Source organism: uncultured Aliivibrio sp. (genome assembly GCF_946479765.1).
In the GTDB taxonomy this organism is placed as follows: Bacteria; Pseudomonadota; Gammaproteobacteria; order Enterobacterales; family Vibrionaceae; genus Aliivibrio.
Window position 1 is genome coordinate 17,880 of record NZ_CAMLHO010000014.1, and the last position, 20,243, is coordinate 38,122.

The window sequence follows — 20,243 nt, forward strand, 5'->3', positions numbered from 1 at the left end:
CATCCTTGAATTACGATTCTGATTTTTTGTCGCGTGCTAGTAAATCCTGTGCAGCAACTCTTGCATCCTTTCCTTGATACAATACTTGATAAATTTGCTCAACTATAGGCATTTCAACGCCCATTCGTTCTGCAAGTAAAAACACTTCTTTGGTGTTTCTATACCCTTCAACGACTTGACCAATTTCAATCTGAGCACTCTCTACGTCACCACCTTGGCCTAAAGCAAGACCAAAACGACGGTTACGAGATTGATTATCGGTACACGTTAATACTAGGTCACCTAAACCAGCCATACCCATAAAAGTTTCAGCTTCTGCACCCAGTGCGACACCTAAGCGTGTCATTTCAGCTAAACCACGGGTAATCAATGCCGTACGAGCATTAGCACCAAAACCAATACCATCAGACATACCAGCACCAATAGCGATCACATTTTTCACCGCGCCGCCAAGTTGCATTCCAGTGAAATCATTATTCGCATACACTCGGAACGTTTTTGAACAGTGAATTTTATCTTGAAGATCTTTAACAAATTGCTGATCAGGTGACGCGACGGCGATCGCGGTTGGCATACCAGAAGCAAGTTCTTTAGCAAAAGTAGGTCCAGATAAGACAGCCAGAGAGTGTGACTCACCCAATGCTTCTACTGCCACTTCTTTTAATAAACGACCTGTTTCAGGCTCAAGCCCTTTTGTCGCCCAACATACACGAGAATCTTCACGTAGAAACGGTTTTACATTGCCTAGTACCAAACCAAACACATGGCTTGGAACCACAACAAGCAAATCACGACTCGCTTGAACTGATTTTTCAAGATCCGCAGACATAATCAGTGATGGTGGAAAAACAACACCAGGTAAAAACTCTTCATTTGCACGGTCCGCTTCAAGACGAGCCATATGAGTTGCTTCATGGCCCCATAAAATCACTTTTGCGCCATTACGAGCAAGAGAAATAGCAAGAGACGTTCCGTATGAACCAGCACCAAGTACGGTCATTGAAATATCAGAGTAATCAGTTTGTGTTGTCATTGTGACCATCCAAAACAAGTATCAAAAGATACAGTAGTAATAAAAACAAAATGCACTTGTTATCAACATATAGAAGCTATACAAACATATAGAACTATATTAGATAAAAAAGTGCATTTATTCTCTACAAATTAATCAATAGCAAAACGCCATCAATTCTTCATATTCAAAAGAATTACGCTTGAGCTGGTGCTTCTGCGTTTTCTTGAGCTTGGTTTTGTAGGTAGTTCATGAACAATGCGTCAAAGTTAACTGGCGCAAGGTTAAGTTGTGGGAACGTACCTTTAACAACTAGGCTAGAGATTGTTTCACGAGCGTATGGGAAAAGAATGTTCGGGCAGAATGCACCTAGGCAATGTGCTAATTGAGCGTCTTCCATTTGGCCAGCAGTAAAGATACCACCTTGTTGAACTTCACATAAGAATGCAGTTTCTTCTTCATTTTTAACCGTTACAGTTAAACGTAAAATTACTTCATAAACACCTTCACCTAGTTCACGGCTTTGAGTATCAAGATCCAGTTTAACATCTGGATTCCACTCTTTTTGGAACATAGTTGGTGAGTTAGGCGCTTCAAAAGACACGTCTTTTAGGAAGATACGTTGAATTGCAAAGTTTTGTTGTTCTTGTTGTGCTGCTTCAGCCATGGGAAAGTCCTTTCTATTAAATAAGTATAAATGCAGAATAACGATGTCTTATTACTCTGCATTCGTGATATCTAAAAAATGAGCCCGATATCACATCAATATGAGTCAGTTGCTTAGGAAATCGGCAATTACTTTTTGTTTTTTACCGACTTCGCTTTTACTAACGGTAGATTCGCTTCATTCCAAGAGATCAAACCATTCTTAAGTAATTTAACTTGCTCAAAACCAGCTTTATGCAAATCATTTGCTGCCGCTTGAGCTGTTTGACCTGTTTTGCATACAACAATAATTGGGGTGGTTTTTGAATTTTCAAGACCTGATAAGCTACCAGCTTTGATGTCGCTTGGTAAAATGTGACGAGCACCCGTAATGTGACCTGATTTGAACTCATCTTTAGAGCGAACATCTACAACAATCGCGTCTTCACGATTCATTAGAGTTGTTGCTTGTGCTGGATCAATCTCTTGGTAGCCTGATGTTTTTTGCTTTACTACGTTCTGAATTAACGCAACAATAATACCAACCCAAACAACAGCTAAAATCATGTTGTTGGTTACAAAATCGATGATTGACGTTTCCATATTCTTTATCTCTGATTTTTTAGATAACCACATGTCATTAGACAGTCCAGTTACCATAGGCGCTAAAATTAAAGCGAAAGTATACCCTAGGGTTTCTTTTGAAACTAGCGAGGATAAAAAAACAGCCTAATACAGCTAAAATGCTGTGATATTGGTTTTACAATTGAGACCAAATACAAACTCTGCCTAGTCAGAGTCCACTCTATCTGAAATAATGCTGCGATGAACATATCCCTTGTAAATACGTTTTTTTCTTTTCGTAAACTCTGTACGACGGCGTTAGTATGCCTGATATTTAGCTTTCCTATAATCTCTCATGCTAATGACGCAGAATTAAAGGGAATGAAACAAGAAATATCTCGTCAAAACTCCGTGCTAAACAAGCAGAAAAAAGAACTCTCTGGTCTTCAATCTAGCCTTAAAAAGCACGAATTATCGATCGCTAATGCCTCTAAACAAGCACGTAATGCAACAAAAGAACTTAATGCATTAAAACTCTCTATTACCGAACTAAAACAGCAACAATCCGAATTAAGCCAACAACAAATTGGGCAAATTCAGATCCTTAAAGATCTGCTAATTAATCACTATCTCACAAATCGGAATAATCAACTATCTAACGTATTAAGCGGTGATGATGTCATTAAAATAGATCGTATGACGCAATACGCTCAACGTTTATCTGAAGCAAGGGTGGGTGCTCTCTCTCAATTAGAGTTCACCACGATGCAGCTAGAAGAAAAAGAAGCCTCTTTGCTTAAGCAACAACAGAGACAAAGTGAGCTGCTTGCACAATACACGAAAGAAAAACAGACACTGCAAACGTCTCAAAATAAACGTAAGAAAACCGTTTCAAGCATTAAGCATCGCATCTCAAGTGAAAACGGTTATTTAAATGAATTACAGCAAAATGAAAAACGTTTAAAAGTTGCTATCGCCAAGGCAAAAGCTAAAAACAATGTTCCTATGGATGGTATTGCGCGTCAAAAAGGTCGTCTACCTTGGCCAATCGACAATCCTAAAACATTGCATAGCTTTGGTACTAAACAGACAGGACAACTAACCTGGAAGGGCATGGTGTTAGCGAGTCAATATGGAGCCCCAGTTAAAGCGATTGATTCAGGTAAAGTTGTGTTTGCTGATTGGTTGCGTGGCTATGGCTTAATGCTCCTCATTGACCACGGTAAAGGTGATATGACGTTATATGGTTACAACCAAAGCCTAATGAAGAAGGAAGGCGATAAAGTTCGCGCTGGTGAAACCATTGCAGTGGTTGGTGACAGTGGCGGTCAAGACAGACCTTCTCTGTACTTTGAAATCCGCCGTAACAGTAAAGCACAAAATCCTCGCTCTTGGTTAAAGCGTTAGTCATTACATAATTAATCAGTAAAGTCAGACATTAAAAAAGCCGCGTTATCTCTATTTGTATAGAAGGATAACGCGGCTTTTTTATTCAATTCATATAGCGAGCCGATTATTTTAAGGTTTTATTCGGATCATCTTCTTTACGTTGAAATTCACCTTCAAACACATCTCCTCGTTGACCGTTCTGATTTTCTTGATCAAATGGGTTACCTTGATTAAACGGGCCATTTTGATCGAATCCACCACCGAAACCAGCATGAAAGCCACCTTGTGATGCCCCCATTCCATTCACTTTTACTCTGCTCATTAATTGTTTTGCTAAATACGACCTTGGTGCTGGCAATAAAACTAACATACCTAATGCATCGGTCATAAAACCAGGAACCAGTAATAGCACACCAGCAATCGCAAGCATGACGCCTTCTATGATTTGTTGTGCAGGTAATTCACCTTGTTGTAACTTTGACTGCACCGACATCAACGTTTGGATCCCTTGACTTCGTACCAATGACGCTCCTACAAAAGCGGTAATAAGTACTAATCCAAGTGTCGGCCACATTCCTAACATGCCGCCAACTTGCACAAACAGCGCAATTTCAATAATAGGTACAAAAATAAACATGAGTAATAAAATAGGAAACACAACACACCTCAATTAAATTTAATACGATCTTTTCTTTTTTTGCTTTATTTAGTGTAGCAGGCATTAACCGCAAACCACTTTTTCTATCCCTATTATGATAGATGCGGCACACCAGTGAACTTTTCAAGAAATAACTCTGTAAAAGAATGTAAACAGCCACCAAATTCATTAACTCGATTAGCAGTTATACAACCTATAAAGTAATTATATTAACAACTAGTGAGAGCATTATCTCAATTTGAAATATTTTGCAAAAACTCGACGTAAAAAGTGATCAACTTAACATTTTTACCACTAAAGAGGTGTATGATGATTTCAAAACAAGGCATCAGGTACGATATTGATCAACTTTCTGACGAACGGATTCTACTCGCAGATATGATCACTTGGACAGAATCCAATAATTAAAATATAGAACCTCAAAGGCTTACTATGACTCAGATGCTTGATTTAGAAAAAACAAATACTGCTACCCGTATTGAAGAAGATTTGCTAGGTGAACGTCACGTTCCTGCTGACGCTTACTACGGTATTCATACCCTTCGTGCTATGGAAAACTTCAACATTTCGAATGTAACTATTTCAGATGTTCCTGAATTTGTTCGTGGCATGATCTACACGAAAAAAGCAGCAGCTTTAGCTAACAAAGAATTAGGTGCGATTCCTTCACAAGTTGGTGAGTACATCATCAAAGCGTGTGATTTAATTCTTGAAACTGGCAAGTGCATGGACCAATTCCCATCAGACGTATATCAAGGTGGTGCAGGTACTTCAGTTAACATGAATGCTAACGAAGTTATTGCTAACGTTGCTCTTGAACTAATGGGTAAAGAGAAAGGCGAATACGATATCATTAACCCTAATGATCACGTAAACCGCTCTCAATCAACTAACTGTGCATACCCAACAGGCTTCCGTATTGCTGTATACAACAGCATGATGAAACTAATCGAAGCGATTGAATACCTAAAAGGTGCGTTCGATCTTAAAGATCAAGAATTCCGTAACGTTCTGAAAATGGGTCGTACTCAGCTTCAAGACGCAGTTCCAATGACTGTTGGTCAAGAGTTCCACGCTTGGGGTGTTCTGCTTAAAGAAGAAGTAAAAAATCTTAACTACACAGCGCAACTTCTTTTAGAAGTAAACATCGGTGCGACTGCAATCGGTACTGGCTTAAACGCGGCTACTGGTTACCAAGAAGCTGCGGTTCGTCATCTATCAGAAGTAACAGGCCTAGAGTGTGTTGCTGCTGAAGATTTAATTGAAGCAACTTCTGACTGTGGTGCTTATGTTATGATCCACGGTGCGCTAAAACGTACTGCGGTTAAGATGTCTAAAATTTGTAATGATTTACGTCTTCTTTCTTCTGGCCCTCGTGCTGGTTTCAATGAATTGAACTTACCTGAGCTTCAAGCTGGTTCTTCAATCATGCCTGCTAAAGTAAACCCAGTAATTCCAGAAGTTGTAAACCAAGTATGTTTCAAAGTAATTGGTAACGATACAACAGTAACTTTCGCTGCTGAAGCGGGTCAACTGCAATTAAACGTAATGGAACCAGTAATTGGTCAAGCACTTTTCGAATCTATCGAAATCTTGAAAAATGCATGTGTGAACTTACGTGACAAGTGTATCGACGGTATCACGGTAAATAAAGAAATATGTGAAGCTCACGTATTTAATTCTATCGGTATCGTTACATACCTAAACCCATTCATTGGCCACCACGAAGGTGACATTGTTGGTAAAATTTGTGCTGAAACAGGCAAAAATGTTCGCGATGTTGTTCTTGAGCGCGGTCTACTAACTGAAGAGCAACTAGATGACATCTTCTCTGTAGAGAATCTAATGCACCCTCAATACAAAGCAAAACGTTACGATTAATTATTAATTGTAAATAGCGAGCTCTTTAGGGCTCGCTTTTTTTATCCTTTTAAAATATTTATAAAATTCATCAAGTAATCATTCATACTTTTATTGGTTTGTTATATATAGCTACTCAATAAAAATCTGAATAATTATTTTAAATTTAAACTTTGGAGTTATATATGATTGCTGTACAGCTTCTCGTCGTATTATTGTTCATCTATTTAGGTGCACGTATCGGCGGTATTGGTATCGGTTTTGCGGGTGGTGCGGGCGTTCTTGTCCTTACCATGATCTTAGGTTTAGACGCAGGTTCTATCCCTATCGACGTTATTTTAATTATCATGTCTGTAATCACGGCTATTGCTGCAATGCAAGTGGCTGGTGGTATGGATTGGTTGGTTGACCTAGCTGAACAATTTCTTCGTAAAAATCCAAAACGCATTACTTTCTACGCACCAATCGTGACTTACTTCATGACAATGCTAGCAGGTACAGGTCACACTGCATTCTCTACGCTTCCAGTTATTGCAGAAGTTGCTAAAGAACAAGGTGTTCGCCCATCTCGCCCACTTTCTATTGCTGTTGTTGCTTCTCAAATTGCAATCACTGCGTCTCCAATCTCTGCGGCGGTTGTATTCTTCTCTGGCATCCTTGAGCCACTAGGTGTGGATTACTTAACGCTATTAGCGGTATGTATTCCTTCAACATTCCTAGCCTGTATGGTTGGTGCATTTGTTGCTAACTTCCTAGGTTGTGAGCTGAAAGATGATCCTGTTTATCAAGAACGTCTTGCAAAAGGTCTAATCAAAATGAACGGCGCAGGTAAACGTGAAATCTTACCTACGGCAAAAACATCTGTTTATATCTTCTGTGTTGCTATCGTCGCTGTTGTTGCTTATGCAACGATGATCAGTGGCAGTGTTGGCCTGATTGAAAATCCAACAATTGGTCGTAACGAAGCTATCATGGCCCTAATGCTAACAGCGGCTGCTGCTATCGTTACTTTCACTAAGATTGATGCCTCTAAAATTGCTAACGCAGCAACATTCAAATCAGGCATGAGTGCTTGTGTGTGTGTTCTTGGTGTAGCATGGCTTGGTGATACCTTCGTTTCTTCTCATATTGGTGAAATCAAAGAATTCTCTGCTGAAATCCTTGCACAATACCCGTGGATGCTAGCAATTGTTTTATTCTTTGCTTCAATGCTTCTTTACTCTCAAGGCGCTACAACGACAGCACTAATGCCTGCTGCATTGGCAATTGGTGTAGCACCAATTACTGCGGTTGCTTCTTTTGCGGCAGTAAGTGCGCTGTTTGTTCTTCCTACTTACCCTACGCTTCTGGCTGCGGTTGAGATGGATGATACTGGCTCAACACGTATTGGTAATCTTGTATTTAACCACCCATTCTTCATTCCGGGTGTAGCAACGATTTCTACTTCTGTTGCACTAGGCTTTGTATTTGGCGGTATTATTCTTTAATTAAGATTTATATATCACCTAAAAAAGGCAGCTAAAATTAGCTGCCTTTTTTTATCCAAAATTTTATGAGCAGATCATTAATGCAATTGATACTATACTTGCCGAACTCTTGACCATTTCGATAGTCATATCCGTATCTATTTTTATAAAGACTTCCACATGACGAATTTACTCCGATTTCGAGCTGCCCTTTTATCATTCTTCATTCTATTCACTTCTTTCGCTCCACAAGCCTTGGCTGCGTTTGATTTAACTAAATTACAAAACCAACAAGGTTCTTCTTTTGTAACGGTAAATGAAGCATTTCCTTTTAATTTTATGCAACAAGGAGATCGTATTTATTTAGATTGGCAAGTAAAACCTGATTACTATTTATATCAACAACGTATATCTGTCTCTTCTAATGGTGCTGAAATTGCTAATTTAGTCATGGAAGAAGGTACTCCTCATAATGATGAGTTCTTTGGTAGTGTGAATATCTACACAAAACCATTGACCATTACTGTGCCATTAATTTCTGTTAGTGATAATGCAGAATTGATCGTTCGATACCAAGGCTGTGCAGAAGCTGGATTCTGTTATCCACCAGAGATCCGTAAAGTTCCATTATCAGTACTAACAGCATCAAGTTCATATCAAGATGAAACGGCAAATACTCACGTAGTAGCTAAAAGTGATGCCGCACCAGTTAGCGTAGAAAAGAACACGTCATCAGCGACTGAACAAAAAACCGTATCCCAAACTCAACAACAAGAGCTAGCAGATGACCTAGGTGATGCTTGGTGGACTCCCTTCTTATTCTTAGCGTTAGGGGTTGGTCTTGCTTTTACACCTTGTGTATTACCTATGTACCCTATTCTTACGGGTATTGTTCTGGGCGGTGGAAAGCTGTCTCACGGTAAGGCTTTTAAGCTCTCTTTTATTTACGTTCAAGGCATGGCCTTAACCTATACCCTACTTGGGTTAGTGGTTGCTTCGGCAGGCATGCAATTTCAAGCGGCATTACAACACCCTTATGTATTGATTGGTTTGAGCATCATGTTTGTGTTGCTCGCATTATCTATGTTTGGCGCTTACACAATCCAACTGCCAAGCAGTTTACAAACCAAATTAAATGACATTAGTAACCAACAAAAAGGCGGTAACCTAGGTGGTGTATTTGCTATGGGTGCTATATCTGGTTTAGTTTGTTCACCATGCACAACAGCTCCGCTCTCTGGTGCACTGCTTTACGTAGCAAAAAGTGGCGACTTACTGACTGGTGCAGTTGCTCTGTATGCCTTAGCGATTGGTATGGGGATCCCTCTAATTTTAGCGGCAGTATTTGGTAATAAATTACTACCAAAAGCAGGCGTGTGGATGACACATGTGAAGACGCTATTTGGCTTCATTTTGTTAGCGGTTCCTGTGTTCTTGTTGGAACGTATTCTTCCCCATAGCATTACGCCATTTATTTGGTCTGCATTGGGTATTGCTGCGTTTGGTTGGTTATATCATGTCAAAGCGACGATGCCTCAATCATGGAAAACCAGTGTTGCTGGGATCATCGCTATCTTGGGTATTGTGGGCTCTGCAATCCCTGTGATTGATGCAATTTCAGGTAAGGCGAATACTGAAGTGAGTGCTACAACTCAAGCCGTAACGTTTAAAAAGATAAGTACGATTGAAGACTTAAGCCGAGAATTGGAAGCGGCAAAAGCACAAGGAAAACCTGTAATGCTCGACTTTTATGCTGACTGGTGTGTCGCTTGTAAAGAGTTTGAAAAGTACACATTCCATAATGAAAATGTAGAACCGCTCTTAGGTGAATTTATCTTATTGCAGGCTGACGTAACTAAAAACAGCCCTGAAGACATTGAGTTACTTAAACAATTGAAAGTCCTTGGCTTACCAACTATCGACTTTTGGAATACGAACGGTGATTACTTATCAACTTCACGCTTAACTGGATTTATGAAAGCAGAGCCTTTTATTCAGCATTTGCAACAAAATGTGAGCTTGGTTGAATAATTTTGCTCCTTTATTGACCAAAATCATTAGCATTATGAAGACACTTATTTTACAATGCGAATTAACGCAATTAAGCGAACAATTACATTAATTTTTTGAGGTATATGATGAGACTTATTCCATTAAACCAAGCAGAACAAGTAGGCGCGTGGTCAGCACAACACATTGTTAACCGCATCAATGAGTTTAACCCAACAGCAGATCGTCCATTTGTTCTTGGTCTTCCTACTGGTGGAACTCCTCTTAATACTTACAAAAAGCTAATTGAACTGTACAAAGCAGACAAAGTAAGCTTTAAGAACGTAATAACATTCAACATGGATGAGTACATCGGTCTTGATACAAATCATCCAGAATCTTACCGTACTTTCATGTTTGAAAACTTTTTCAACCATGTTGATATCCAAGAAGAAAACATTAACCTTCTAAACGGTAACACTGACAACCACGAAGAAGAATGCCAGCGTTACGAAGACAAAATTAAGTCTTACGGCCGCATTAACTTGTTCATGGGTGGTGTTGGTAACGACGGTCATATCGCATTTAACGAACCAGCTTCATCTCTAGCATCTCGTACTCGTATCAAAACACTAACTGAAGATACTCGTATTGCTAACTCTCGTTTCTTCGACGGCGATATTGCTCAAGTACCTAAGTACGCATTAACTATCGGTGTTGGTACTCTGCTTGATTCTGAAGAGATCATGATCCTAATCACTGGCCACAACAAAGCACTTGCTCTACAAGCTGCTGTTGAAGGTTCTGTAAACCACATGTGGACAGTATCAGCACTTCAAATTCACCCTAAATCAGTGATCGTTTGTGATGAAGCATCACAACAAGAACTGAAAGTGAAAACAGTTAAATACTTTAAAGAACTAGAAGCTGAAAACATTAAGCACGTTTAATCTTCTGCTTTATATATCGCAAAAAGGAGAACTTATGTTCTCCTTTTTTATGTCTATTTTTTGGATTATCATTTCAACACCACTCCACTAATCCACATTTAACCACTCACATCATATTCTTTTTCTATTCTCATGATCTTTTACCTCCAAAATACGCTTCAAATTCCACGCATACAAAAAACACCTTCTAATTGAAAGCACCCACAAACAAAAAACAAAGTCGTAAAATGGAAATAAAGCAAATGAGGGATAATACTTAAGAGGCAGTTTTATTCGTAATAAAATTTCAGTTTACAAGCAACGAAATTAAACGATTTAATTCGAAGCGTGAATAAAAGATGAAAATGTGAAGCAAATCACTTTGATGTTTAATTATTTAAATTCAAATTCAAAATTCGTGACAAGGGTCACCATTTCTTACTTGAGATAATCTCTACAAACGAGATCTTGATCGACAAATAGTAATTGACAAAGTTGAAATTTATTTTTTGTAGTAAATTTTCAATACGTTAATGCAACGAAGATCTACTTTATTTATTGCAGATGGAGTGAAAACGTGACTTGATTCACGAATTTCCCGTTATCGGTTCAATTAAAAAATCTATGGTAAATTATATCTGTACTTAGAAATTAACCAATGACTTTGGCGAGTCATTTTTAGACAGTTTAATAAAAACCTCAAACGGGGAATCACTCATGATATCACCAGATGCAAAGATCAAGATACAAAATTTTGGTCGTTTTTTATCAAATATGGTAATGCCTAACATTGGTGCGTTTATCGCATGGGGCTTTATCACTGCTTTATTTATCCCAACAGGTTGGATCCCTAACGAAGAATTAGCGAAACTAGTTGGCCCAATGATTACTTATTTGCTTCCACTACTTATCGGTTACACCGGGGGTAAATTAGTGGGCGGCGAACGTGGTGCCATTGTTGGTGCAATTACCACTATGGGTGTGATTGCTGGTACTGATATTCCAATGTTCATGGGAGCAATGATGGTGGGTCCTATGGGCGGCCTAGCGATTAAACTGTTCGACCAAAAAGTCGATGGTAAAATCAAAAGCGGCTTTGAAATGCTAGTTAACAACTTTTCTGCCGGCATCATTGGTATGTTATGTGCAATTGTTGCTTTCTTCTTCATTGGTCCTTTTGTTAAGGTCTTATCTGCGGGTCTTGCTGGGGGGGTTAACTTCTTAGTCGATGCAGGTCTTCTGCCTTTAACTTCTATTTTTGTTGAACCAGCAAAAATTCTATTCCTGAACAACGCCATTAACCACGGTATCTTTTCTCCTCTAGGTATCCAACAGGCAAACGAAACTGGCCAATCTATCTTCTTCTTAATTGAAGCAAATCCAGGACCTGGCTTAGGTATTCTTCTTGCTTATATGTTCTTTGGTAAAGGCACAGCAAAACAAACCGCTGGTGGTGCATCTATCATTCACTTCTTTGGTGGTATTCACGAAATTTACTTCCCATACATTCTTATGAACCCGCGCTTAATTCTTGCAGCGATTGCAGGTGGCATGACAGGAGTATTCGTTCTAACTCTGTTTAATGCAGGTATGGTTGCTCCAGCATCTCCAGGCTCTATCTTTGCCATCTTACTATTGACACCTAAAGCCTCTGCGCTTGGCGTAATCTGTTCAATTTTATCTGCGACTGCCGTTTCATTTACTGTTGCCGCAATCCTAATGAAAACTCAAGCAACATCAGATGAAGATGACGGAACATCGCTCGATGATGCGACATCAAAAATGCGTAATATGAAATCTGATTCAAAAGGTCAACCTTCTGGTATCACTGCTGAAAAAAGTAACTCAACAAAATTCAATAACATCCAAAAAATCATCGTAGCGTGTGACGCAGGTATGGGGTCAAGTGCAATGGGTGCAGGTCTGCTTCGCAAAAAAGTACAAGCAGCAGGCTTAAAAATCAGCGTAACAAACTGTGCTATCAATAACTTACCTACGGATGTCGATATTGTGATAACTCATAAAGATTTAACGGACCGTGCACGTAAGCACGCAGAAAATGCAGAACATATTTCATTAACAAACTTCTTAGATAGCCATATCTATAACGATTTAGTCGCACGCATTATGGCATCGACTTACCCAGAAGCGGCGAACGATGATGAAATACCACAAGTATCTCCAGTGGCTGCGAATGATGAATTTTTTGAACCACAAAACGCACAACCATTTCAAATAGAAGCAAAGAACATCCATCTTGGATTAACCTTTAAGACTAAAGAAGAAGCGATTCAATACGCAGGTGAACAACTTGTGTCTCTTGGATACGCAGAACCAGAATATATAGCGGCGATGTTTGACCGTGAAAAACTAGTATCAACCTACCTTGGTGAATCTATTGCCGTACCACATGGAACAATAGAAGCCAAAGACCGTGTAATCAAAACAGGTATCGTTATCTGTCAGTATCCATCAGGTGTTCAATTCACTGAAGACGAAGATGACATAGCTAAATTGGTTATAGGTATCGCAGCTAAAAATGATGAGCATATTCAAGTAATTACATCAATTACCAATGCGCTTGATGAACCGGGTGCCATTGAAAAGCTAACATCTACTAATAGCGTTAATGAGATTTTAGAAATTCTTTCAGGCGAACAAGCAGCATAACAATCACATATAAAACATAGGTCAACCTTCCCCCTATAGTGTTGACCTATCTCCTAATATCTAAATTGAAGGTAATTATTATGAAAGCAGTACATTTTGGCGCAGGTAACATCGGTCGTGGTTTTATTGGTAAAGTTCTTTCGGATTCAAACGTCGCAGTTACATTTGCAGACGTTAATGCACCATTAGTTGATCAGCTTTGTCATGACCAATCATACAAAGTGAAAGTTGTTGGGTCTAAATGCCAAATCGACACAGTTACTCATGTAACTGCCGTAAACTCAGCCAGTGACGACGTTATTGAACGTATTGTACACACCGATTTAGTGACAACCGCGGTTGGCCCTAACGTATTAAATATTATTGCAAAAACCATCGCAAAAGGTTTAACCAAACGTTTTGAAGCCAACAATGAATCACCACTTAATATCATTGCTTGTGAAAACATGATTCGAGGTACTACTCACCTTAAAAATGAAGTGTACTCTCATCTTGACGAATCCTTTCATGCACGTTGTGACGAATTAGTTGGTTTTGTAGATTCTGCGGTTGACCGTATTGTTCCACCATCAGAAGCGGCCAATGACGATTTACTTGAAGTCACCGTTGAAAGTTTCAGTGAATGGATTGTTGATGAAAAACAATTCAAAGGTGGCGTACCTAATATTGCTGGAATGGAAAAAACAGACAACCTAATGGCGTTTGTTGAGCGCAAACTCTTCACTTTAAATACGGGTCATTGCATTACGGCTTATCTTGGTGCATTAAAAGGCCATGAGACCATACGTGACGCGATTCAAGACCCTGAAATTAGAACCGAAGTAAAAGCCGCAATGGAAGAGAGTGGTGAAGTGCTCATTCGTCGCTACGGTTTTGATAAAGAATTACATGCTGCCTATATCGAAAAAATCTTAGGCCGATTTGCGAATCCGTATTTACGAGATGAGATTGATCGCGTTGCCCGTCAGCCAATTCGTAAATTAGGTGAAAATGATCGCCTAATCAAACCGTTATTAGGTACAATCGAATACGGAATTGAAAATAAAACACTATTAAAAGGCATCGCTGCCGCATTTAAATACGTAAATGACACAGATCCACAAGCAGTAGAGCTACAAACTCGCTTACAGGAATCTGGCTTAAAAGCGACATTAGCGCATTACACCGGATTAAATGAAAACAGTTCAGAAGCGAAAAAGATTGAAGCAATCTTTACGACATTAAACTAATAATAAACAGTTAGAGAGGCGTAATGCCTCTCTCTTTTATGGCTATTTTATGACAGAAGTAATAAACGAATCTAACATCATTGAACGACTAGACGATGCACCTTCTGTGCGTGGTTTTTTCATCATTGCTGTCGATATTCTTAATGAGTCTATCGACGGGTTAATCCAACGGATTTTTCGTAAAGATGACTTCGCAGTTCAATCCGTGATCGGCCCATTACTTCAAGATTCAGGTCCACTCGGCGATTTAAACGTAAGGTTAAAGCTTCTTTTTGGCTTAGGTGTATTACCCAATAATACGTATCATGATATTGAAGGCTTAATTCAACTTCGTAATAAATTAAACGCTGAAATGAATGAATTTCAATTTACCGATCCACAAGTAATTACACCTATAAACTCACTTCATTTAGTTAAAAGAATGGGAATGCTCCAACTAGAAATAGCCCCAATGAATGACGACACCGACCTTATGTTCTATCAAATGCAAATAGATCGACAAAAACAAATGATCCGTTCTGGTCTGTCATTAGCAATTGTCGATATTTGCGCAGAATTACAAAAAGAAAGTCCATTTTAATGATTTAATCTCTATTAACGTCATTCTGTATTTTTAGGCAATTTTATCGAGATCAACGTAGTTAGCACCAAAAAGCCAAACGATACCCACAAGCACGCTGCAAACCCTGCCATTTGATACACTAATCCAGATAAAACCGTTCCAATTAAACGCCCCATTGCATTCGCCATATAGTAAAAGCCAACATCCATAGACACCCCATCACCTTTGGCATAGCTGACAATTAAATAAGAGTGCAGCGATGAGTTAATCGCAAACACGGCACCAAAAATCAATAAGCCAATGACGATAACATATTGAGCTTGCCACCCTATTTGCACACCATAGGCAATAAACCCAGTAACCAGAGTTAGTAAACCTGCCCACCACATTGCAGCACGGCCATCGGGTACTTTACCTTCTGCTTTTCCTGTGATTTTTGGCGCAAAGCCTTGTACAAATCCATAACCAATCACCCACAGAGCGAGAAACCCGCCAACCCATGAATGATCCCAGCCAAAGGTTGTGCCTAAGTAAATCGGTAATGCGATCACAAACCAGACATCTCTCGCACCAAATAAAAATAAGCGTGCAGCGGAAAGAATGTTGATCTCACTCGATTTAGAAAACAGCTGTGTAAATTTTGGCTTAGATTTGGCTTTGCCCATATCTCCATCAAGAAAAACTAAACTGCCAATCAATACCCCAAAAAGAACCACAGCCATGGCGATAACTGCCGCTTTAAATCCGATGGTAGAAAGCAGAACCCCTCCTAAGAAGAAACCCGCTCCTTTTAGTGCATTTTTAGATCCCGTTAAGATAGCAATCCACTTGTAGAGAGCTCCTTCTTGATCGCTTGGTACTAATGTTTTTATCGCACTTTTCGCACTCATTTTATTGAGATCTTTTGCGATGCCAGAGAGTGCTTGAGCCGCCATTACCCAAGGGATAGTGAGCCAAACAGTAGGCACAGCAAGCATCAATAATGCAAATACCTGCATACCTAAACCGACGTTCATGGTTTTATTTAACCCCAAACGCGCACCAAGCCACCCACCAATTAAATTCGTCACTACCCCAAAGAATTCATAAAACAAAAAGAGGGAGGCAATGGCCAAGGTGCTGTAGCCCAAATCATGGAAATAGAGCACCACTAACATCCGCAAAGCGCCATCGGTAATGGTGAAATTCCAGTAATTGAACGTCACTAGCATGTACTGTCGTACACTATGGCTTAATTGAGAAAACATAAAATTCATCCGTTCAAATAAAAAAGCCCCAGAAGATAATCACTTTCTGAGGCCTTATCTACAATTGATTATTTGCTAGCAATCGCATTAATGTATTCAATTTGCACAGATTTAGTAAATGCCCCGGGACGTAACGCTTGAACTTGCTGTTTAATTACATCCAAATCCCAGCCTAAATCCAGCAGTAAATGCCCTGCAAGTAACCCTGTACGACCAGAACCCCCCATGCAATGCATTGCTACTTTGCCATTATTTTCTAGCACTTGTTGCAGTTCAGGCGTTGCTGATTTCCATTGTTGATGAAATTTATCATCAGGAGCACAATCATCTTCAATTGGAAGGTAAAACCATTTCATTCCTAGACGTTGCACTTCTTCACCAAGAGAGCCTACGCCTTTTTCTGTTAATTCATCTTGGTTTAATGCTGTTGCTACCGCTTTAACACCTTGTGCTTTTAATTGCTCTAATGAGGCTGTTAACTCAACCCCTTTTGTTCCCGGACACGGAGTCAAAATTAATGCGCCATTAGTCCCTGAAACCGGTAATTCCCAAGTAGGATGTGTCATTTGAAATTCCTCAAATCAATGCCATTAATATTAAGCTAAGCCAACGTTACGAACTAACTCAGCAGTACGAGTTGCGTAGCCCATTTCGTTGTCATACCAAGCGTAAATCTTCACCATGCGCTTACCCACAAGCATAGTAGACAGTGCATCAACAATGGTTGAGCGTTGGTCACCTTTATAATCAATCGATACTAGTGGGCGCTCCTCGTAACCTAAAATACCGTTTAGATCACCATAAGCCGCATCCTTTAATAACTGATTTACTTCTTCAACCGTGGTATCTCTTTTTACTTCAAAAATGATATCTGTCAGTGATGCATTCGCCAGAGGAACACGTACCGCATGACCATCAATTTTATCTTTTAACTCAGGGAAGATTTCTACAATCGCTTTAGCAGAGCCCGTAGTTGTTGGGATCAAACTCATGCCACACGCACGTGCACGGCGAAGGTCTTTATGGGGAGCATCTAAAATGGTTTGTGTATTGGTCAAATCATGAATGGTGGTAAATGCTGCATTTTCGATACCCAACTCCTTATTGATAACTTTAACAATTGGAGCAAGGCAATTGGTAGTACAAGATGCCGCAGTCACGATTTGGTGAACAGCCGGATCAAAAATATCGTCGTTAACACCAACCACAATGTTCGCTACCCCTTCTTCTTTCACCGGAGCAGACACAACGACACGCTTAACACCTTGCGCTAAATATTTATCGAGAAATGAGCGAGAGCGATGAACCCCTGTCGCTTCAATAACAACATCACAACCAGACCAGTCAACAGCATCAATGTCTTTTTCTTGTGTGGCCATTAGCTTTTGGTCACCAATGATCATAGTGTTGCCATCGGTAGTCACTGCATGATTCCAACGCCCTTGAATTGAATCGAACTCAAGTAAATGCGCTAGAGTATGGGCATCACCCGCGACGTCGTTAATTTGCACAAATTCCAGTTCAGGCCAATCGAATGCAGCTCTTAATGCCAAACGTCCAATACGGCCAAAACCGTTAATTCCTACTTTAATTGTCATCGTTTTCTTTTCCCTAAATGAAGTTAACAACACGCTTTCATGGCGTTTAATTTATCGGTGTCTTTTTGATATTGAGCCTGCAAACAATTTGATTGCTTCAAGCCAAAAATAATTTTATTTAACCATCCCGGTAATTCGGTGCTGATTTGGTAATACACCCACTGGCCTTCACGCGTATCAAGCAATACACCTGATTGACGTAGTAAAGCTAAATGACGTGAGATCTTCGGCTGGCTTTCATCTAATGCTTCTGTCAGTTGATTTACACATAAACGACCTTCACGAGCAATAAGTAATAGACAACGCATCCGTGTTTCATCAGAAAGCAGTTTAAAAAATTGAGGAGGTAACATAATGAACCTTAAATATGGATATATGCATTTCCATATATATTAATTAAAGAACGAGAAAGATCAAGAGTGGGAAGTGATATGTAATAAAAAATTCATAAAAGAAAGGCGACACAAATTAATTATTGATATCGCCTATGCTAGGTTATTTTCACCAAGTGAAACTTAAGTCAATCAACGTCAGTATTTCTACTCAACCGTTACCGCTTTTGCTAAGTTGCGTGGCTGATCGACATCTGTTCCTTTAATTAATGCAACATGGTAAGCCAATAACTGCATTGGAATGGTGTAATAGATGGGTGCCGTAATATCGCTAACATGCGGCATGGTAATGATCTTCATGTTTTCATCGCCTTCAAAGCCTGCTTGCTCGTCCGCGAAAACATACAGTAAGCCACCACGAGCACGAACTTCTTCTACATTCGATTTTAGTTTCTCTAATAAATCATTGGTTGGGGCAACCACAACCACTGGCATATCAGCATCAATTAACGCTAAAGGACCGTGTTTTAGTTCACCTGCCGCATACGCTTCAGCATGAATATAAGAAATTTCTTTCAGCTTTAAAGAGGCTTCAACCGCGATTGGATAAAACTCACCACGACCTAAGAATAGCGTGTGTTGCTTGTCAGCAAAGTCAGGTGCTAACGCTTCAATCTCTTTATCAAACGATAATGCTTTTTCAATTTCACTTGGCAGTGCATGCAGAGCTTCAACTATCTCTTTTTCTTTTTCTTTTGAGATGCGATTTTGTTGCTTACCAAGTGCCGTCACTAACATCAATAACGCCGCAAGTTGAGTGGTAAAGGCTTTAGTCGATGCCACACCAATCTCTGTTCCTGCACGCGTCATAAAGGCAAAATCAGATTCACGAACAAGAGATGAACCAGCAACATTACACACCGTCATTGCGCCCATGTAACCACGCTCTTTTGCTAGACGAAGGGCCGCTAACGTATCAGCCGTTTCACCTGATTGAGATAAAGTGATCAATAAGCTGTTTGGACGAGTCACAAATTTACGGTAACGGAATTCAGAGGCGATTTCGACATCACAACTCACACCCGCCAATGATTCAAACCAATAACGAGCCGTCATACCTGCATTGTAAGAGGTACCACAAGCAATAATTTGTACATGTTCTACTTTATTTAGTATCTCAACCGCGTTAACACCAATACTTTCAGTCACAACAGAGTCATTGGTGATTCGCCCTTCCATGGTATTGATTAAGGCTTTTGGCTGCTCGAACACTTCTTTTTGCATAAAATGACGATATTGACCTTTGTCTCCCGCATCATGCTCGGCGTTCGATTCTGTCACTTCACGCTCAACTTGTTCGCCACGCGCATCAAACACTCGAACATCACGACGAGTAATTTCAGCAACATCTCCTTCTTCAAGGTACATAAAGCGACGAGTTACGTTTAATAACGCCAGTTGATCTGACGCTAAAAAGTTTTCACCCACACCACGACCAATAACGATTGGGCTACCAGAGCGAGCGACAACTAAACGCTCAGGATCACGACGATCCATTGCAACAGTACCGTACGCACCATCAAGTTGAGTCGCTGTTTTTTGTACCGCTTCAATCAAAGAATCCGACGTTCGTAATTCCCACTCAACTAAGTGTGCAATAACCTCGGTATCCGTTTGAGATTCAAATACATAACCGCGTTCTTTTAATAGCGCACGTAATGATTCGTGATTTTCAATAATGCCATTGTGAACAATCGTAATATCACCGGAAACGTGTGGGTGAGCATTCACTTCAGACGGCTCGCCATGCGTTGCCCAACGAGTATGAGCGATACCAGTACCGCCGACCACATGTGATTCATTGACTGCATCCGCTAATTCTTTAACTTTACCTAAGCGACGCAGTCGAGTGTAATTACTGTCTGCATCAACAACGGCAACACCAGCCGAATCATAACCGCGATATTCTAAACGGCGTAATCCTTCAACTAATATTTCCGCAACGTCTCTTTGTGCAACAGCACCTACGATTCCACACATGGCAATACTCCATTATTCTATTTTTAAATTTAGTGGGCCCAATCCTGGTAATG

At 39.9% G+C, this 20,243-nt stretch carries 17 protein-coding genes; 8 read left to right on the plus strand and 9 right to left on the minus strand.

Annotated elements, in window-relative coordinates; all coding sequences use genetic code 11:
• Nucleotides 1-10 precede the first annotated feature (10 nt).
• The 3 genes from gpsA to Q1K78_RS07355 all read right to left on the minus strand — a co-directional run bounded on the left by gpsA (nt 11) and on the right by Q1K78_RS07355 (nt 2,260).
• Nucleotides 11-1,042, minus strand: coding sequence for an NAD(P)H-dependent glycerol-3-phosphate dehydrogenase (gene gpsA / locus Q1K78_RS07345; protein WP_300176122.1), 1,032 nt, complete (start codon nt 1,040-1,042; stop codon nt 11-13).
• 166 nt (nt 1,043-1,208) lie between these two features.
• Nucleotides 1,209-1,679 carry a protein-export chaperone SecB gene (gene secB / locus Q1K78_RS07350; RefSeq protein ID WP_300176125.1) on the minus strand — a complete coding sequence of 157 codons (471 nt, stop codon included), beginning with the start codon at nt 1,677-1,679 and terminating at the stop codon, nt 1,209-1,211.
• Nucleotides 1,680-1,807: 128 nt separating this feature from the next.
• Nucleotides 1,808-2,260: a rhodanese-like domain-containing protein gene (locus Q1K78_RS07355; RefSeq protein ID WP_300176128.1), complete on the minus strand. Its 453-nt coding sequence runs from the start codon at nt 2,258-2,260 to the stop codon at nt 1,808-1,810.
• Between the two features lie 222 nt (nt 2,261-2,482).
• Between Q1K78_RS07355 and Q1K78_RS07360 the strand changes: the two genes are divergently transcribed.
• Entirely contained in the window at nt 2,483-3,628 is a 1,146-nt protein-coding gene (locus tag Q1K78_RS07360) for a peptidoglycan DD-metalloendopeptidase family protein (protein ID WP_366899648.1), read from the plus strand.
• A 106-nt stretch (nt 3,629-3,734) separates the two neighbouring features.
• Here the strand turns inward: Q1K78_RS07360 and Q1K78_RS07365 are convergent, their stop codons facing one another.
• A complete protein-coding gene (locus tag Q1K78_RS07365) occupies nt 3,735-4,268 on the minus strand; it encodes an FxsA family protein (RefSeq protein ID WP_300176132.1) in 534 nt (177 codons plus the stop codon).
• Nucleotides 4,269-4,700: 432 nt separating this feature from the next.
• Here Q1K78_RS07365 and aspA point away from each other — a divergent pair, with 432 nt between their 5' ends.
• From aspA to Q1K78_RS07400, 7 genes are all read left to right on the plus strand, one after another.
• Nucleotides 4,701-6,149, plus strand: a complete 1,449-nt coding sequence (gene aspA, locus Q1K78_RS07370; RefSeq protein WP_300176135.1) for an aspartate ammonia-lyase — start codon at nt 4,701-4,703, stop codon at nt 6,147-6,149.
• Nucleotides 6,150-6,313: 164 nt separating this feature from the next.
• Nucleotides 6,314-7,615: an anaerobic C4-dicarboxylate transporter gene (locus tag Q1K78_RS07375; protein WP_300176137.1), complete on the plus strand. Its 1,302-nt coding sequence runs from the start codon at nt 6,314-6,316 to the stop codon at nt 7,613-7,615.
• A gap of 159 nt (nt 7,616-7,774) precedes the next feature.
• Nucleotides 7,775-9,625 (plus strand): protein-disulfide reductase DsbD, encoded by a 1,851-nt coding sequence (locus tag Q1K78_RS07380; protein ID WP_300176141.1) that lies wholly within the window; start codon nt 7,775-7,777, stop codon nt 9,623-9,625.
• Nucleotides 9,626-9,732: 107 nt separating this feature from the next.
• The gene (gene nagB, locus Q1K78_RS07385) at nt 9,733-10,533 is read left to right on the plus strand and encodes a glucosamine-6-phosphate deaminase (protein ID WP_300176279.1); all 801 of its coding nucleotides are present in this window, start codon (nt 9,733-9,735) and stop codon (nt 10,531-10,533) included.
• Between the two features lie 696 nt (nt 10,534-11,229).
• Nucleotides 11,230-13,182: a PTS mannitol transporter subunit IICBA gene (locus Q1K78_RS07390; protein WP_300176144.1), complete on the plus strand. Its 1,953-nt coding sequence runs from the start codon at nt 11,230-11,232 to the stop codon at nt 13,180-13,182.
• Nucleotides 13,183-13,262: 80 nt separating this feature from the next.
• Nucleotides 13,263-14,411: a mannitol-1-phosphate 5-dehydrogenase gene (locus Q1K78_RS07395; protein ID WP_300176147.1), complete on the plus strand. Its 1,149-nt coding sequence runs from the start codon at nt 13,263-13,265 to the stop codon at nt 14,409-14,411.
• A gap of 49 nt (nt 14,412-14,460) precedes the next feature.
• Nucleotides 14,461-14,991, plus strand: a complete 531-nt coding sequence (locus Q1K78_RS07400) for an MltR family transcriptional regulator (protein ID WP_300176150.1) — start codon at nt 14,461-14,463, stop codon at nt 14,989-14,991.
• Between the two features lie 20 nt (nt 14,992-15,011).
• On the opposite strand, the gene arsJ is transcribed toward Q1K78_RS07400, so the two are convergent.
• The 5 genes from arsJ to glmS form a co-directional block, all read right to left on the minus strand.
• On the minus strand, nt 15,012-16,220 hold the full coding sequence (gene arsJ, locus Q1K78_RS07405) for an organoarsenical effux MFS transporter ArsJ (RefSeq protein ID WP_300176153.1): 1,209 nt from the start codon (nt 16,218-16,220) through the stop codon (nt 15,012-15,014).
• A gap of 68 nt (nt 16,221-16,288) precedes the next feature.
• Nucleotides 16,289-16,786: a phosphatase gene (locus Q1K78_RS07410; RefSeq protein WP_300176156.1), complete on the minus strand. Its 498-nt coding sequence runs from the start codon at nt 16,784-16,786 to the stop codon at nt 16,289-16,291.
• A 30-nt stretch (nt 16,787-16,816) separates the two neighbouring features.
• Nucleotides 16,817-17,818: an ArsJ-associated glyceraldehyde-3-phosphate dehydrogenase gene (locus tag Q1K78_RS07415; protein ID WP_300176159.1), complete on the minus strand. Its 1,002-nt coding sequence runs from the start codon at nt 17,816-17,818 to the stop codon at nt 16,817-16,819.
• A gap of 23 nt (nt 17,819-17,841) precedes the next feature.
• The gene (locus Q1K78_RS07420) at nt 17,842-18,171 is read right to left on the minus strand and encodes a metalloregulator ArsR/SmtB family transcription factor (protein ID WP_300176162.1); all 330 of its coding nucleotides are present in this window, start codon (nt 18,169-18,171) and stop codon (nt 17,842-17,844) included.
• A 186-nt stretch (nt 18,172-18,357) separates the two neighbouring features.
• Complete coding sequence (gene glmS / locus Q1K78_RS07425) at nt 18,358-20,190, minus strand: glutamine--fructose-6-phosphate transaminase (isomerizing) (protein ID WP_300176165.1); 1,833 nt, start codon at nt 20,188-20,190, stop codon at nt 18,358-18,360.
• Nucleotides 20,191-20,243 lie beyond the last annotated feature (53 nt).

Bases quoted from the DNA above. Each gene is read 5' to 3' on its own strand.
- gpsA (WP_300176122.1), bottom strand. From the start codon at position 1,042: ATGGTCACAATGACAACACAAACTGATTACTCTGATATTTCAATGACC.
- secB (WP_300176125.1), bottom strand. From the start codon at position 1,679: ATGGCTGAAGCAGCACAACAAGAACAACAAAACTTTGCAATTCAACGT.
- Q1K78_RS07355 (WP_300176128.1), bottom strand. From the start codon at position 2,260: ATGGAAACGTCAATCATCGATTTTGTAACCAACAACATGATTTTAGCT.
- Q1K78_RS07360 (WP_366899648.1), top strand. From the start codon at position 2,483: ATGAACATATCCCTTGTAAATACGTTTTTTTCTTTTCGTAAACTCTGT.
- aspA (WP_300176135.1), top strand. From the start codon at position 4,701: ATGACTCAGATGCTTGATTTAGAAAAAACAAATACTGCTACCCGTATT.
- Q1K78_RS07375 (WP_300176137.1), top strand. From the start codon at position 6,314: ATGATTGCTGTACAGCTTCTCGTCGTATTATTGTTCATCTATTTAGGT.
- Q1K78_RS07380 (WP_300176141.1), top strand. From the start codon at position 7,775: ATGACGAATTTACTCCGATTTCGAGCTGCCCTTTTATCATTCTTCATT.
- nagB (WP_300176279.1), top strand. From the start codon at position 9,733: ATGAGACTTATTCCATTAAACCAAGCAGAACAAGTAGGCGCGTGGTCA.
- Q1K78_RS07390 (WP_300176144.1), top strand. From the start codon at position 11,230: ATGATATCACCAGATGCAAAGATCAAGATACAAAATTTTGGTCGTTTT.
- Q1K78_RS07395 (WP_300176147.1), top strand. From the start codon at position 13,263: ATGAAAGCAGTACATTTTGGCGCAGGTAACATCGGTCGTGGTTTTATT.
- Q1K78_RS07400 (WP_300176150.1), top strand. From the start codon at position 14,461: ATGACAGAAGTAATAAACGAATCTAACATCATTGAACGACTAGACGAT.
- arsJ (WP_300176153.1), bottom strand. From the start codon at position 16,220: ATGTTTTCTCAATTAAGCCATAGTGTACGACAGTACATGCTAGTGACG.
- Q1K78_RS07410 (WP_300176156.1), bottom strand. From the start codon at position 16,786: ATGACACATCCTACTTGGGAATTACCGGTTTCAGGGACTAATGGCGCA.
- Q1K78_RS07415 (WP_300176159.1), bottom strand. From the start codon at position 17,818: ATGACAATTAAAGTAGGAATTAACGGTTTTGGCCGTATTGGACGTTTG.
- Q1K78_RS07420 (WP_300176162.1), bottom strand. From the start codon at position 18,171: ATGTTACCTCCTCAATTTTTTAAACTGCTTTCTGATGAAACACGGATG.
- glmS (WP_300176165.1), bottom strand. From the start codon at position 20,190: ATGTGTGGAATCGTAGGTGCTGTTGCACAAAGAGACGTTGCGGAAATA.